Source organism: Amycolatopsis sp. CA-211722 (assembly GCF_056828465.1).
Genome location: NZ_CP184752.1, coordinates 578,458 through 592,258, shown reverse-complemented (window position 1 = coordinate 592,258; position 13,801 = coordinate 578,458). Strand labels below are relative to the sequence as shown.

Genomic DNA, 13,801 nt, shown 5'->3' with positions numbered 1-13,801 from the left:
GTCAATTTCCCGGTACGCCGGGACAGGCAACTCTGGTCTTACGGGCAGCGGTCAGAATTCGACGTACATCTTGATGTCGCCGAAGTCGCTGTCGAGATTGTCCAAATGGGCGATCGCGTCCTCTTTCCAGACTTCGAGCTGGTTGGTCTCGCCGTACGTGAGCTGTTCGCCGTCGGCCACCTTGTGGGCGTACTTCGTGATCGTGACGGTCTGCCCCCGGCAGAACTCGACCCGCTCCAGGAACCGGTCCGCCATGTCGGGATCGAAGACGCGGCCCATCCGGACGTAGCCGTTGTTGATGTGTTCCTCGCAGTAGAAATGCGCCGCGGCCGAGGCGATCCACTCGGTCAGCGACGGTTCGCGTGGCGGCCACGTCTCCCGGACGTGCGATTTGATCTCCCTGGCGAGGCGGATGACGCGGCGCCGTTCGAGGTCGGTCAGCCCGTCCTCCTTGCGGAAGTCGAGGATCATGTCGTCGACGACCTTGGCGAGCCTGAGCATGCGCGGTTTGTCGAGTTCGGCCGGTTTCTCCGGCGGCAGCCCGGCCATGACCCGCTCGTGCACGAGGACATACTGCGTGTACGCGTACAGGAAGGTCAGGGCGTTCAGCTGCCATTGGTGTCGTTCGGCGATCTCCACGGCTTCGACCCTAACCGCGGACCTACTTCCGGACCTGTGTGAGCACCGGGGATTCACCCTATGCTCTCTTCTTCGTCCACGGCTGGGAGGCAGGAACCGTGCAGAGGATCGCGAAGGTCTTTGTGGCAGTGCTGGGAGCCGGGCTGATGCTCGCGTCCGGCACCGGAACGGCGTCGGCGGAAGGCGCGCCGCCGAAGGTCACGAAGGGGCCGTGCCAGTACACGCAGACGCCGGACGACCCGGCCGCGCGCCCGGTCCCGCTGCCGCCGGACCCCCGTCGTACGCCGGACCGGGGCAAGGTCCCGGTGCAGCTGAAGACCAATCAGGGCAAGATCGACCTGACCCTCGATCGGGCGAAGGCGCCGTGCACGGTGCAGAGCTTCCTGCACCTGGCGAAGCACCGGTTCTACGACCGCACGACGTGTCACCGGTTGACCGCGTACCCGACGTTGAAGGTGCTGCAGTGCGGTGACCCGAGCGGCACCGGCGAGGGCGGCCCCGGCTACAAGTACAAGGACGAGCTGCCCGTGGGCCTGCCGCCCGCGCCGACCGACCCGACCGGCGAGCGCAAGGTGTACGCGCGCGGTGTCCTCGCGATGGCCAACGCGGGCCCGGCGACGAACGGAAGCCAGTTCTTCGTCGTGTACGGCGACTCCGCGCTGCGCCCGAACTACACGATCTTCGGCACCGTCGGTCACGAAGGTCTCGAAACCCTCGACGACGTCGCCGCCGGCGGCATCAAGCCGACCCCGGAGAACCCCGCCCCGGTCGACGGCGCCCCGGTGCTGAAGACCGACATCCTCCGGGCCCGCGCCTGGTTCTGCTAGCTGCCCCCACGCGTTTAGTCCTCTAGATGCGGTGGTTCGCACTGCCAACTACCGCATTTAGAGGACGAAACGCGGGACCGTCACGCCGCGGAGTAACGGGATCCGGCACTCGTACGACTCGTAGGGAGCCCGCATGTTCCGGAGTGGATTGGTCGTATGAAGAAACTCGAAGCGCACGAAGTTCCACTGTCGAAAGTGTTCGCGAGTGACTACGAGTTCACGATCCCCGACTACCAGCGGCCGTACACCTGGGGAACCGAGCAGGCGACCCAGTTGTTCCACGATCTGTACGACGCGGTCGATCGCAACCCGGATGAGCCCTACTTCCTCGGCTCGGTGGTCTTGGTCAAGGAAGCGGGCGAGCCGAGAGCCGAGGTGATCGACGGTCAACAGCGGCTGACCACTCTGACGATCCTCTTATCGGTGCTTCGTGAGCTGAGCGACGACGAGAAGGACTACCTGGACAAGCTGATCTGGGAGCCTGGAGACCCCATTCAAGACCTGGCGTCACGCCCTCGGCTCAAGCTTCGGCGTCGCGACGAAGAGTTCTTTCGTAAGCATGTGCAGGACCGTGGTGGCATGGCCGTTCTGGAGAACGGCGCAGCACCGGCGAACGACGCACAGCAGCGTATCGCGGAAAATGTCAACGCGCTGCGCAGGCTCTTGGAGCAGAAGAGTCCCGAGGAACGCTTCGCGCTGGCGAAGACCATCGTTCAGAGAACGTTCTTGGTGATCGTCAGCACGCCCGACTTGGCCAGCGCCTACCGGATCTTTTCGGTGATGAACTCGCGTGGGGTGGAGCTTTCGCCGGCCGACATCTTCAAGTCCAGGGTCGTCGGCGCACTTCCCGACGCCCTGAAGGAGAAGTACGCCGGCAAGTGGGAGGACCTGGAGGTCGATCTAGGCCGAGACGCGTTCGCGGACCTGTTTTCCCACATCCGAATGGTCTACATGAGGGTGCGGGCAAGGAAGGAACTGCTTCAGGAGTTCGACGCCAGTGTGCTCAGCGGGTTCTTGCCCGACCGTCCGGCGGCGTTCGTCGACGAGGTGTTGGAACCGTACGGGCAGGCCTACCGGGACCTCCTCGCCTGCGACTACCAGTCGGCGGACGATCCGACCGGGATCAATCGCTGGCTGCGGCGTCTGCATCGGCTCGACGACTTCGATTGGCAGCCGCCCGCGCTGTGGGCGTTCACTAACCACCGTTTCGATTCTGAGTGGTTGGAGAAGTTTCTTCGTAAGCTCGACCGTCTTGGAGCGTCTATGCTGCTCCGGCGCTTCAATACCCACCAACGTGGGCAGCGTATCGGGCAGCTTCTCCGCGAACTCGACGATGGCCTAGGGCTGGACGCCCCGGCGCTCGAGCTGACGCCGGACGAATGCGCCGAGGTGGTCGACCGCCTGGGCGGCGAGATCTACAACCAGTGGATCGTGCGGAAGTACGTGCTGATCCGGCTCGACGAGCTGCTGTCAGATCCAGAGGCGCTCCGGTATGAGCCCAAGATGATCACTGTCGAACACGTTCTTCCTCAGAACCCTCAGCGCGGCAGCGACTGGACTCGGCTGTTCACCCTGACGGAGCGGGTGTTCTGGACCCACCGGTTGGCCAATCTGGTGCTGTTGAGCCGGACCAAGAACGCCCAGGCGAAGAACTACGACTTCGTCACCAAGAAGACGAAGTACTTCACCGCCAAGTCGGTTTCGAACTTCCCTCTCACGACTCAAATGCTGGCAACCGAAAGCTGGACGCCCGAGGTTTTGGAGCAGCGGCAGCAGAACCTGATCGACATCCTCAGCGAGTGCTGGGACCTGGTGCGCCAGTGATGACGCTGCCCCCACGCGTTTAGTCCTCTAAATGCGGTGGTTCGCACTGCCAACTACCGCATTTAGAGGACGAAACGCGGGGGTGAGGGTCAGGTGACCTCGAAGATGGCTTCGCGCAAGGCTTGGGTGGCGCCGCCGAAAGCGTGCTTCGCGGCGGCGCCGTACCCGATGATGAGCCCTTCGCGCTGTGGCTCGCCGATCCAGTAGCCGCTGAGGCCTTCGAGCCCGATGGCGCGGCGGCGGCAGGCGGCCAGCACCTCCATCTCCCGGGGAAGCTCGCCGGGGAACTGGAGCACCAGGTGCAGACCGGCGGAGATCCCTTGCGGCAGCACGGAATCCGGCAGAGCGGTGAGCAGCTTGTCGCGCCGGGAGCGGTACTCGATCCGGCAGCGGCGGATGTGCTGGTCGTAGGCGCCCGATTCGATCAGTTCGGCCAACGCCAGCTGGTCCAGCAGGGCCGGTCGCGCGCCGCTCTCGGCCAGCGCCGCGCGCACCGGTTCGACCAGGAACCGCGGCAGCACCATCCAGCCCAGGCGCAGCGACGGCGCGAGCGTCTTGCTCGTCGTGCCCACGTACACGACCCGTTCGGGTGCCAGCGCCTGCAACGCGCCGACCTGCTGGTGGTCGAACCGGAACTCGCCGTCGTAGTCGTCCTCGATGACGACGGCACCGGTTTCCTCCGCCCAGCGGGTGAGTTCCGCCCGTCGCTGAGGGGCGAGTGTGACACCCAACGGGTACTGGTGCGCCGGTGTGACCACCACCGCTGGACTGTCCAAAGAGGACACGGTGATCCCGTGGTCGTCGACGGGAACGCCGACCACGCGGGGACCGTTGGCGGCGGCGATGTTCCGGTAGATGTGCAGTGACGGGTTCTCGAACGCGATCTCGTCCGCGCCGCGCGCGTGCAGGACCCGCGCCAGGACCGCGATCGCGTGAGAGAACCCGGAGCACACCAGGATGCGGGCCGGGTCGGCGAGCACCCCGCGGCTGCGGGCGAGATACGCGGCGAGCGTCTCCCGAAGTTCCGCCGCACCCGACTCGGCCGTGTAGTCGAACGCCGTCATCGGCGCCTGGTGCAGCGCCCGCCGGGTCGCCGCGAGCCAGGCGGCGCGGGGGAACGCGGACAGGTTCGGCCTGCCGGGCCGCAGATCCCAACGCGGCGCCGGGTCGCGGGGGACCGGCCTCGGCGCCGACGCGGGCAGCGCGCCCGCCGTCGCGACGCGGGTCGGCGCGCCCTGCGTGGTCCGCAGGTATCCCTCGGCGGCGAGGTCGGCGTAGACCCGGGTGACCGTTCCCCTGGCCACGCCGAGGTCCTGCGCCAGCGCCCTGGTCGAGGGCACCGCGGCGCCCGCCTGCCAGCGTCCCTCCCGGATGGCCGCGCGGATCGCCGTCGCGAGCCCGGTCCGGCCGCTTTCGGGGCGCCAGTCCAGGTGGACGTCTATTCCCGAACTGGACCATGAATCTGCCATGCCACTGGACCATACTCGTGGGCCAGTCGCCGCTAGATTCGCAGTCATGACCGAGCGAATCCACGTGGGCAAACGAGTGCCCGAGATCTACCAGGCCATGGCGAAACTCCAGGCCGAAGTCGAGAAGGCCGCCGCCAACGCCGGCGTCGACCAGAAGATCCTCGAACTGGTGAAGATGCGCTCGTCGCAGATCAACCACTGCGCGTTCTGCCTCGACATGCACTCTCACGACGCGCTGCAGATGGGTGAGTCGCCGCGACGGCTGTTCGTGCTGCAAGGCTGGCGCGAGACCGAACTGTTCACCGAGCAGGAGCGTGCCGCGCTCGCGCTCACCGAGGCGATCACGAACGTCGCGACCTTGCACGACGTCCCGGACGACGTCTACGAAGAGGCCACCCGCGTCTTCACCGAGGAGCAGTACCGCGCGATCGTCTGGGAGGCCATCGCGATCAACAGTTGGAACCGGATGTGCGTCACCAGCCACGCGCCGCTGCCCGAGCGCGCCGAATGACGGCGGCCCGGCTGCGGGAACTGCACGTGGCGGGCGCTCCGCTGCTCCTGCCGAACGCGTGGGACGCGGACAGCGCACGTCTCGTGGAAGCCGCCGGGTTCCCGGTCGTGGCGACGAGTTCCTTCGCCGTGGCCAAGGTCCTCGGGTACGACGACGGGGAGGACGCGCCCGCCGACGAGATGTTCGCGGCGGCCGCGCGGATCGCGCGGGCGGTCTCGGTGCCGGTGACCGTCGACGCGGAAGGCGGGTATGGGCTCGAAGCGGGAGAACTCGCGGCGAGACTGGCCGAGGCGGGTGCCGTCGGCTGCAACTACGAGGACACCGATCACGCTTCAGGCGGGGTACGCCCGCTCGACGCGCAGGCGGAACGGGTCGCGAAGTTGCGCGAAGCCGCCGGGGACGCGCTGGTGATCAACGCCCGCGTCGACGTCTTCCTCGGCGCGCCGGACGAACGAGCGGTACTGGACGATGCGATCCTGCGGGCCAAGGCGTACTTCGACGCCGGGGCGGACTGCGTCTATCCGATCATGGTGAAGTCGCCGGAAGTGCTCGGCGAGTTCGTGCGGGCGGTCGCGCCGGGAGCGGTCAACGCCGCTCCGATGCCCGGAGGCCCCGATCTCTCCGCGCTCACCGCACTGGGGGTGGCGCGGATCTCGCTGGGTACCGGGCTGTGGAAGTCGGCCCGCGCCGATCTCCGCGCGAAGCTGGCCGAACTGACGGCGGGGAAACTGCCGTACTGAAGGGGAATGGGAACCGGGACGGTGCGGCCGGGGGCGTTGGATGCCGGCCGCACCGTCCCGGCGATCAGTGGGCGACGGCCTTTTCGGCGCCCGCTCCGGTGAGGGACCGGACCTCCATCTCGGCGTACTTCTTCTGGTTGTGCTCCTTGGACAGCACGGTCCCGAGCCAGCCGAGGAAGAACGCCACGGGGATGGAGACGAGCCCCGGGTTGTCCAGCGGGAACCAGTGGAAGTCGACACCCTGGATCATCGACGCGCTCTTGCCGGTCTTCGGGTCGACCGGCTTACCCGAGACGGCCGGTGAGAACACGATCAGCACGATGCAGACCGCGAGACCGCCGTAGATGCTCCACAGCGCGCCCTGGGTGTTGAACCGCTTCCAGAACAGCGAGTAGAGGATGGTCGGCAGGTTCGCCGACGCCGCCACCGCGAAGGCCAGCGCCACCAGGAACGCGATGTTCTGCCCGTTGGCGAGGATGCCGCCGAGGATCGCGACCGCGCCGATCACCAGCGCGGTGATCCGGGCGACCTTCACCTCCGAAGCCGGGCTCGCCTTGCCCTTCTTGATCACGTTGGCGTAGACGTCGTGCGCGAACGACGCCGACGCGGTGATCGTCAGACCCGCGACCACGGCGAGGATCGTCGCGAACGCGATCGCGGCGATCAGCCCGAGCAGGATCGGGCCGCCCAGTTCGAGCGCCAGCAGCGGGGCCGCCGAGTTCACGCCACCGGGCGCCGCCTTGATCTTGTCCGCGCCGACGAGCGCGCCGGCGCCGTAGCCCAGCACCAGGGTGAACAGGTAGAAGACGCCGATCAGGCCGATCGCCCACACCACGGAACGACGGGCTTCCTTCGCGGTCGGCACCGTGTAGAAGCGCATCAGGACGTGCGGCAGACCCGCGGTGCCCAGTACCAGGGCGATGCCCAGCGACAGGAAGTCGAGTTTGGTCGTGCCGGTCTTGCCGTACTGGTTGCCCGGCCCGAGCAGCGCCTCACCGGCCTTGCCCGCCTTGTCCACGGCGCTCTGCAGCAGCGCGGAAAGGTTGAAGCCGTACATGCCCAGCACCCACAGCGTCATCGCCAGCGCGCCGGCGATGAGCAGCGCCGCCTTGATGATCTGGACCCACGTGGTGCCCTTCATCCCGCCGATGAGCACGTAGGCGATCATGATGACGCCGACGATCACGATGATCGCGGCCTGCCCGGCCTTGCTCTCGATCCCGAGCAGCAGCGCGACCAGGCCACCGGCGCCCGCCATCTGCGCCAGCAGGTAGAAGAACGACACCGCCAGCGTGGACGTCGCCGCCGCGGCCCGGACCGGGCGCTGCTTCATCCGGAACGCCAGCACGTCGCCCATGGTGAACTTGCCGGTGTTGCGCAGCAGTTCCGCGACCAGCAGCAACGCGACCAGCCACGCGACCAGGAATCCGATGGAGTAGAGGAAACCGTCGTAGCCGTAGATGGCGATGGCGCCCGCGATCCCGAGGAACGACGCGGCAGACAGGTAGTCACCCGCGATGGCGACGCCGTTCTGCGGGCCGGTGAACGCGCGGCCGGCGGCGTAGTAGTCCGACGCCGTCTTCGTGTTGCGGCTCGCCCGGAAGACGACGAAGAGCGTGACCACCACGAACAGGCCGAAGATGGTGATGTTGAGTACGGGGCTGCTGCCCTCGACTCCGGCGGCGAGGTTCATTTGGCCTCACTCTCGATGTCCGTGCGGATCTTCTCCGCGATGGGGTCGAGTTTCTTGTTCGCGTAGCGGACGTAGAGCCCGGTGATCACGAAGGTCGAAACGAACTGCAGCAGCCCGAAGACGAGGCCGACGTTGATGTTGCCGACCAGCTTCGTGCTCATGAAGCCGTGCGCGTAGTCGGCGAGCAGCACGTAGAGCAGGTACCAGAGGAGGAACAACGCCGAGACGGGGAAGACGAACCGGCGCAGCCGAGCCCGCAGTTCCTTGAACTCCGCGCTGTCATGAGCTTTGTCCCAGTCGACGTCGGGCGGACTGGGAGTGTCCGTTTCGGTACTCATCGTGTTCTCCTCGCACCGCGAATGTGTTCCGCGACACGTTAAGGAGAGGTCAAGGAGACCGGAACCTTCAGCGGTTCAAACGTCTGCCGAGACGACGAACGGTCGACGAACGGTGGCCGGACCACGACGAAGGGGCTTCGGCTGTGCGATCGTCCAAGTGCAGCCTCAGCATCGCGGCCGTCGACCAGGCGGGAGGCCTGCCCCGCCAGGAAACCACGATCATTACTCCGAATGCCAGCGGAACCGACCAGGGCGCGGGCTGCGACACGAGGATCGCGGGCAGACCGCTCAGGCTCGGGACGAACAAGGCGACGAGGATCGAGCCCGAAGACGCGACGAGCCCGGCGAGCACACCGCTGATCGCGCCCGCGGCGGTGAGCCGGTTCCACCAGATGCCGAGCACCAGCAAGGGACAGAACGTCGACGCGGCCACGGTGAAGCCCCAGGTGACGAGGACACCGGCGTCCAATCTGGCCGACGGCAGCGCGAGCAGGACCATCACCGCCGCCGCTCCGAGCACCGACCAGCGCAGTCTCCGCAGGCCGCCGGGTGCCAGGTCGTGCGCGACCGCGCCGGAGATCACCAGCAGCAGCCCGAGCGACGTCGCCAGGAACGCGGCGAACGCGCCCGCCGTCAGCAATCCGGTGAACAACGAGCCCGCCCAGCCGTCGTCGATCTGCGCCGGCAGCGCCACGACGACCGTGTCCGTGGCGCCGGAGACGTACAGCTCGGGCACCAGCACGCGGCCGAAGACGCCGTACACCCCTGGGAACAGGTAGAAGACGCCGAGCAGGGCGACGGTGATCGCCGCGGTCCGGCGGGCGGCGCGGCCGTCCGGGCTGGTGTGGAAGCGCATCAGGACGTGCGGCAGGCCCATGGTGCCGAGCATGGTGGCGATCAGGATCGCCCACGTGCCGAGCAGCGGATAACCCTGATCGCCGAGGTCGAGCAGCGGCCGTTGCCAGTCCGGCCCGCCCAGCGGGGCGCCGCCCCGGACGGCGGGAACCGGTGCGCCCTCGGCGAATTCGAGTGTCTCGCCGCTCCTGGCCACCAGTTCACCCGGCGGCACGACACGCTTTTCCGGGGTGAGCAAGGTGGTCGGCTCGCGCAGGGTCAGCGTCACGTCGATCTCGAAGGACAGCTTCGTGTCGCGGGCGAAGTGGGTGAATTCCACCGGGTGCACCGAGGCCGACCGCTGTTCCGGGGAGACCTGGGAGACCAGCCAGATCGCGGGGACGATGAACAGCAGCAGCTTCAGCACGAACTGGAAGGCCTGGACGTAGGTCGCCGCGCGCATCCCGCCGAGCGCCAGTGTCGCGCTGACGGCGGTGCCCGCGATGACGACGCCGACCCAGTACGGCGTGCCGCCGACCGCGGTGAGCACGAGCCCCGCGGTGCGGAATTGCGGGACCAGGTAAAGGGTTCCGATCACGAGGACGACGACGGCGGCGAGCCTGCGCAGGGCGGGGGAGGCGAGCCGCGCCTCGGCGAAGTCCGGGACGGTGAGCGCGCCGGAGCGCCGCATCGGCGCGGCGACGAGCACCAGCATCGCGATGTACCCGGCGGTGAACCCGACCGGGTACCAGAGCGCGCCGATACCGTCCTTCACCACCAGCCCGGCGACACCGAGGAACGACGCCGCGGACAGGTACTCGCCGGAGACCGCGGCGGAGTTGACCAGTGGCGAGATCCGGCGCGAGGCGACGAGGAAATCCGACGTCGTGCGCATGGCCGCGACCCCGCGCAACCCGATCAGCAGGGTGACCAGCACGACGGGGGCCACCGAGAGCGCCGCGACCACTACTCGTCCTCGATCTTTTCCGCCCGGCGCAGCTGCCACCACGACAGCAGGGCCATCGCCGGGTACGGGAGGATCGCGATCATCAGCCAGGACAGCGGGATACCCAGCAGCCGCACCGAATCCAGCCCAGGGAACAGCCCGAACACCAGCGGGAGCCCGAACACCAGGCCGAACATCCCGGCCAGCGCGGGCAGTCCGCGACGACGCTGGGCCCGGTACAGCGCGTCCGCTCGCTCGGCGTCGCCCGCGGCCAGCCGGGGGACCCGCCACCGTCCGCGCGAACGGCGCCGCGAACGCGCGAGCCGCGTCTGCGGACTGGTGACGGCCACCCGTTTGACGCGGCTCACGGACGGCCGCCCCGGCCGAGTTCACCGCGTTGCGCGGCGGCGAGCAGCCGGTCCCGCAGGTCGCGCGCGTGGCGGCGGCTCACCGGCACGTCACCCGCCTCCGTATGCGCGAGCAGGCCGCCGGTGGTGTCGCTGCGCAGTTCGAGCACGGCGTCCACGGCGAGCAGGAAACCCCGGTGAACGCGGGTGAATCCCGTTCCCTCCCAATACTCTTCCAGCCGGGAGATGGGCATGCGCGTGACGTGCACGCCGGATTTCGTGTGCAGCCGGACGTAGTCGCCGTGCGCCTCGACGAACTGGACGTCGTCGCGGCGGACGTACCGGGTGCGCCCGCCGGATTCCACCGGCAGCGCGGACATCGCGTCCGGCGCGGGCTTCGGTTCGTCGGGCTGGTTGCCCGCCATCCTGACCACTTTGGACAGTGCGGCGGACAGCCGTTCCGCGCGGACCGGTTTGAGCAGGTAGTCGACGGCGCCGATACCGTACGCGGCCACGGCGTGCCCGTCGTGCGCGGTGACGAACACGATCACCGGCGGTTCGCTGAGCCGGGCCAGCAGTGAGGCGAGTTCGAGCCCGTCGAGTCCCGGCATGGAGATGTCCAGAAAGACGGCGTCGAAATGACTGCCCTGCAACAGCTTGAGCGCGTTCAGCGCGTCACCGGCGGCGATCACCTCGGCGACCTCCGGTGCCTCGCGCAGCAGGCTGCACAGCTCGTCGAGGGCGGGCGGGACGTCGTCGACCGCCAGCACCCGCAGCCCGTTCGTCACGGCAGCACCCCCGGCTGGAATCGGGGCACGCGCACCACGACCCTGGTGCCCGCGCCGGTCTCCGTCTCGACCGTCAGGCCGTACCAGGGCCCGTAGACGCTACGCAGCCTTCTGTCCACATTGGCCAGTCCGACGCCGCCGTCGTCGCCACGCCCGGCCAGGATCGCCGCCGCGCGCGCGGGGTCCATGCCGACACCGTCGTCCTCGACGCTGATCACGCAGTCGTTCCCTTCCGCCATTCCCTGAACCTGGATGAACCCCGCCTCGGCGCGTGGCTCGATCCCGTGCCGGATCGCGTTCTCCACCAGCGGTTCCAGCACGAGGTACGGCACCGCGACGGCCAGCACCTCCGGCGCGACGCGCACCTGCACCCGCAGCCGCTCGCCGAGCACGGCGCGCTGCAACGCCAGATACGTCTCGATGGCGCGAAACTCCTCGGCGACCATCGTGTACTCGCCATGCCGCGCGAGGCTGTAGCGCGTGTACTCGGCGAAATCGAGCATCAGGTCGCGGGCGCGGTCCGGATCGGAGCGGACCAGCGACGAGATCACGGTGAGCGCGTTGTAGACGAAATGCGGCGAGATCTCGGCCCGCAGCGCGCGCAACTCGGCCTCCGCGGCCTGCTCGGCGGAAGCCTCCAGCCTGCCGCGTTCGAGCGCGTGGACGACGAGCTCGACGGCCTGGCGGGCGACCGCGTTCGTGGTTTCGGTGACCAGGAGGACGCCGGCCAGTTCGTCGTGGACGTGCAGGGGCAGCGCCAGCAGCCCGGGCTCGGACACCGGCGTCTCGGAGTGGAGAACCTCGTCGAGCGCGGAGGCGACGACGTCGTCCGACGCCGGGCGACCGGACCAGACGAGCGAGCCGGACAGGTCGCCGAGACCGAGCCCGGCGACGCCGAACAGCCGCCGGAGGCCGTGCGCGGCCTGGCGGGCGCGAGGTCCCGCGAGGCCGTCCATGAGATCGTCCGCGACACGCTGGGCGGCGACGAGCACCGGCACCGGATCGACGGTCGCGGCGGCACGCCAGGGCAGACGGGTGCTCATCCGGCCTCCTCCACGACGTCGGGGCCTAGATCCTAACGTCGCTGCGTGGTTTCGCCGGTTACGCTCCGGGCATGGTCACTGGGGATGCCGTGGTGCTCCGGCTGGACGTCGTGATGCGCCGGTTCGCGTGGACGGGGTTCGTGGTGTTCGGCGTGGGCGGCCTGGTGGCCGTCGTACTGGCGCTGTTCTCCGGCTCGGTTTCCGGGGTGGTGTTCAGCCTGCTCAGCGTGGCCTTCGCGGGGTTGATCCTGCTCGCTCTCCGGAAGTCGGCGAGCTCGTTGGTGCTTTCCGCCGCGGGGTTCTCGGTGCCGGGCGTGTTCGAGGTCCGGTGGACCGAGGCGACCCGGTTGCGGGTGTACCGGGAGAAGCGGCGGGTGGGGCGGTGGATGCACTGGTGGCACTACCGGCTCGACTGGACCGGCTCGGGGCCCGGAGTGTTGCTCGAGGACGGCGAGTACAGGTACGCGCTGGGGCACCTTGGTGGGGGCGCTGTGCTGTACGCGGGTCTCACGCGCTTCGCACCCGGTGGGGTGGTCGAGTTCGCCGAGTGAGGCGCTCCGGATGTCATGAAAGGGTCGTTCAGGACGAAAAACGTCCTGAACGACCCTTTCATGACATCCGGCCGGCTCTCTCAGCGTGAGATGAAGGAGTCTTTCATCGCAAATTTCGCAATGAAAGACTCCTTCATCTCACGCTGGGGGAGCTGGTCGAGCCGCGGGAGTGCGCCGGTCCCGAACGCTATGAACGGTCCGTTCCTCGCAAATTTCGCAAGGAACGGACCGTTCATAGCGGCACCGAAGCGCGTCAGCAGCTCTGCTTGTAGAAGTACTGGGCGTTCGCGTCCATGTTCGCCTTGGTGATCGAGTGCAGCGAAGCGGTCAGGTTCCGCGTCACCGGCTTGCCCTCCAGCGCCGCGATGGCCTGCTGCACGCCCTGCTGCCCGATGGCGGCCGGGTCCTGCGCGATGAGGCCCTGGTACTCGCCCTTCTTCAGGCCCTCGATCTCCGACGGCGAGGCGTCGAAGCCGATCAGGTTGACCGCGCCGATCTTGCCCGCGTTCCGCAGGCCGGTCGCGGCGCCCTCACCGGTGTTGAGGTTGGTCGCGAAGATCCCGATCAGGTCCGGGGTGGACGCCAGCGCGGCGGTCACCTTGGACGCGGCCTGGTCGGGCTCGTTCTGGGTGAACTGCACCCCCGCCGACTTCAGGTTCGGGTGGTTCTTCAGCTCGTCCTCGAAACCCTTCGCGCGGGTGTTCGTGGTCGAGGTGCCGGCGATGGTGTCGAGCACCAGCACCGAGCCGGTCTTGCCCGCGGCCAGTTCGGCCATCGTCTTCGCGGCGAGCTTGCCGCCCTCGGCGTTGTCCGACGAGATCGAGGACTCGGCCACGCTGGTGTCCTTCAGCGCGGTGTCGACCTCGATGATCTTCGAGCCGCGGTTCTTGACCTGCTGGATCGGCGCGAGCATCGCCTGGGCGTCGGTCGGCGCGATGAGCAGCGCGGCGGGCGGGTTGGAGCCCAGCGCGTTGACGAGCTGAGTCTGCATGGCCGCGTCGAACTTCTGCGGAGCCTGCGTGGCGAGCTCGTAGCCCGCCTTCTTGGCCTCGGCCTCGGCGCCGCACTGCATCGAGATGTAGAACGGCTCGGCCTGCACGCCCGGGATGAGCGACAGCTTCTTGTTGTTGGTCTTGGCGCCGGAGTCGCCTGACGGCGCCTCGCCGACAGTACCACCACCGCACGCGGTGAGCAGGAGGGCCGCGGAGAGGGCGGCACCGGTCATGAGCAGGGTCTTCTTCATGGGGATTG

Annotated in this window: 14 protein-coding genes; 5 read left to right on the top strand and 9 right to left on the bottom strand. The window is 68.2% G+C overall.

The features are described 5' to 3' along the window. Positions 1 to 51 precede the first annotated feature (51 nt). Positions 52 to 639: a hypothetical protein gene (locus ACOCEP_RS02840; RefSeq protein WP_482335606.1), complete on the bottom strand. Its 588-nt coding sequence runs from the start codon at positions 637 to 639 to the stop codon at positions 52 to 54. A gap of 146 nt (positions 640 to 785) precedes the next feature. Here ACOCEP_RS02840 and ACOCEP_RS02835 point away from each other — a divergent pair, with 146 nt between their 5' ends. Both ACOCEP_RS02835 and ACOCEP_RS02830 read left to right on the top strand, forming a co-directional pair. Beyond that, positions 786 to 1,466 (top strand): peptidylprolyl isomerase, encoded by a 681-nt coding sequence (locus ACOCEP_RS02835; protein ID WP_482339549.1) that lies wholly within the window; start codon positions 786 to 788, stop codon positions 1,464 to 1,466. A gap of 156 nt (positions 1,467 to 1,622) precedes the next feature. Continuing rightward, the gene (locus tag ACOCEP_RS02830; protein ID WP_482335605.1) at positions 1,623 to 3,290 is read left to right on the top strand and encodes a DUF262 domain-containing protein; all 1,668 of its coding nucleotides are present in this window, start codon (positions 1,623 to 1,625) and stop codon (positions 3,288 to 3,290) included. A gap of 89 nt (positions 3,291 to 3,379) precedes the next feature. On the opposite strand, the gene pdxR is transcribed toward ACOCEP_RS02830, so the two are convergent. Continuing rightward, on the bottom strand, positions 3,380 to 4,759 hold the full coding sequence (pdxR, locus tag ACOCEP_RS02825; protein WP_482335604.1) for a MocR-like pyridoxine biosynthesis transcription factor PdxR: 1,380 nt from the start codon (positions 4,757 to 4,759) through the stop codon (positions 3,380 to 3,382). Positions 4,760 to 4,805: 46 nt separating this feature from the next. Here pdxR and ACOCEP_RS02820 point away from each other — a divergent pair, with 46 nt between their 5' ends. Further along, positions 4,806 to 5,270 carry a carboxymuconolactone decarboxylase family protein gene (locus ACOCEP_RS02820; RefSeq protein WP_016336647.1) on the top strand — a complete coding sequence of 155 codons (465 nt, stop codon included), beginning with the start codon at positions 4,806 to 4,808 and terminating at the stop codon, positions 5,268 to 5,270. Beyond that, on the top strand, positions 5,267 to 6,010 hold the full coding sequence (locus ACOCEP_RS02815) for an isocitrate lyase/PEP mutase family protein (RefSeq protein WP_482335603.1): 744 nt from the start codon (positions 5,267 to 5,269) through the stop codon (positions 6,008 to 6,010). The genes ACOCEP_RS02820 and ACOCEP_RS02815 overlap by 4 nt, the downstream gene beginning before the upstream one ends. Positions 6,011 to 6,074: 64 nt before the next feature. On the opposite strand, the gene ACOCEP_RS02810 is transcribed toward ACOCEP_RS02815, so the two are convergent. The 6 genes from ACOCEP_RS02810 to ACOCEP_RS02785 form a co-directional block, all read right to left on the bottom strand. Beyond that, entirely contained in the window at positions 6,075 to 7,703 is a 1,629-nt protein-coding gene (locus ACOCEP_RS02810) for a solute symporter family protein (RefSeq protein WP_482335602.1), read from the bottom strand. Beyond that, positions 7,700 to 8,041: a DUF485 domain-containing protein gene (locus tag ACOCEP_RS02805; protein ID WP_482335601.1), complete on the bottom strand. Its 342-nt coding sequence runs from the start codon at positions 8,039 to 8,041 to the stop codon at positions 7,700 to 7,702. Before ACOCEP_RS02805 ends, ACOCEP_RS02810 begins: the two co-directional genes overlap by 4 nt. Positions 8,042 to 8,108: 67 nt before the next feature. Continuing rightward, positions 8,109 to 9,842: a sodium/solute symporter gene (locus tag ACOCEP_RS02800; RefSeq protein ID WP_482335600.1), complete on the bottom strand. Its 1,734-nt coding sequence runs from the start codon at positions 9,840 to 9,842 to the stop codon at positions 8,109 to 8,111. Beyond that, complete coding sequence (locus tag ACOCEP_RS02795) at positions 9,842 to 10,189, bottom strand: hypothetical protein (RefSeq protein WP_482335599.1); 348 nt, start codon at positions 10,187 to 10,189, stop codon at positions 9,842 to 9,844. Before ACOCEP_RS02795 ends, ACOCEP_RS02800 begins: the two co-directional genes overlap by 1 nt. Beyond that, a complete protein-coding gene (locus ACOCEP_RS02790) occupies positions 10,186 to 10,956 on the bottom strand; it encodes a LytR/AlgR family response regulator transcription factor (protein WP_482335598.1) in 771 nt (256 codons plus the stop codon). The genes ACOCEP_RS02795 and ACOCEP_RS02790 overlap by 4 nt, the downstream gene beginning before the upstream one ends. Beyond that, the gene (locus tag ACOCEP_RS02785) at positions 10,953 to 11,999 is read right to left on the bottom strand and encodes a sensor histidine kinase (protein ID WP_482335597.1); all 1,047 of its coding nucleotides are present in this window, start codon (positions 11,997 to 11,999) and stop codon (positions 10,953 to 10,955) included. Before ACOCEP_RS02785 ends, ACOCEP_RS02790 begins: the two co-directional genes overlap by 4 nt. Before the next feature lie 71 nt (positions 12,000 to 12,070). Between ACOCEP_RS02785 and ACOCEP_RS02780 the strand changes: the two genes are divergently transcribed. Next, entirely contained in the window at positions 12,071 to 12,550 is a 480-nt protein-coding gene (locus tag ACOCEP_RS02780) for a hypothetical protein (protein WP_482335596.1), read from the top strand. A gap of 253 nt (positions 12,551 to 12,803) precedes the next feature. Here the strand turns inward: ACOCEP_RS02780 and ACOCEP_RS02775 are convergent, their stop codons facing one another. Continuing rightward, positions 12,804 to 13,793 (bottom strand): ABC transporter substrate-binding protein, encoded by a 990-nt coding sequence (locus ACOCEP_RS02775; RefSeq protein ID WP_482335595.1) that lies wholly within the window; start codon positions 13,791 to 13,793, stop codon positions 12,804 to 12,806. Positions 13,794 to 13,801: the final 8 nt, after the last annotated feature.

Coding starts and splice junctions, on each gene's coding strand:
- ACOCEP_RS02835 (WP_482339549.1), top strand. CDS start 786: ATGCTCGCGTCCGGCACCGGAACGGCGTCGGCGGAAGGCGCGCCGCCG.
- ACOCEP_RS02830 (WP_482335605.1), top strand. CDS start 1,623: ATGAAGAAACTCGAAGCGCACGAAGTTCCACTGTCGAAAGTGTTCGCG.
- pdxR (WP_482335604.1), bottom strand. CDS start 4,759: ATGGCAGATTCATGGTCCAGTTCGGGAATAGACGTCCACCTGGACTGG.
- ACOCEP_RS02820 (WP_016336647.1), top strand. CDS start 4,806: ATGACCGAGCGAATCCACGTGGGCAAACGAGTGCCCGAGATCTACCAG.
- ACOCEP_RS02815 (WP_482335603.1), top strand. CDS start 5,267: ATGACGGCGGCCCGGCTGCGGGAACTGCACGTGGCGGGCGCTCCGCTG.
- ACOCEP_RS02810 (WP_482335602.1), bottom strand. CDS start 7,703: ATGAACCTCGCCGCCGGAGTCGAGGGCAGCAGCCCCGTACTCAACATC.
- ACOCEP_RS02805 (WP_482335601.1), bottom strand. CDS start 8,041: ATGAGTACCGAAACGGACACTCCCAGTCCGCCCGACGTCGACTGGGAC.
- ACOCEP_RS02785 (WP_482335597.1), bottom strand. CDS start 11,999: ATGAGCACCCGTCTGCCCTGGCGTGCCGCCGCGACCGTCGATCCGGTG.
- ACOCEP_RS02780 (WP_482335596.1), top strand. CDS start 12,071: ATGGTCACTGGGGATGCCGTGGTGCTCCGGCTGGACGTCGTGATGCGC.
- ACOCEP_RS02775 (WP_482335595.1), bottom strand. CDS start 13,793: ATGAAGAAGACCCTGCTCATGACCGGTGCCGCCCTCTCCGCGGCCCTC.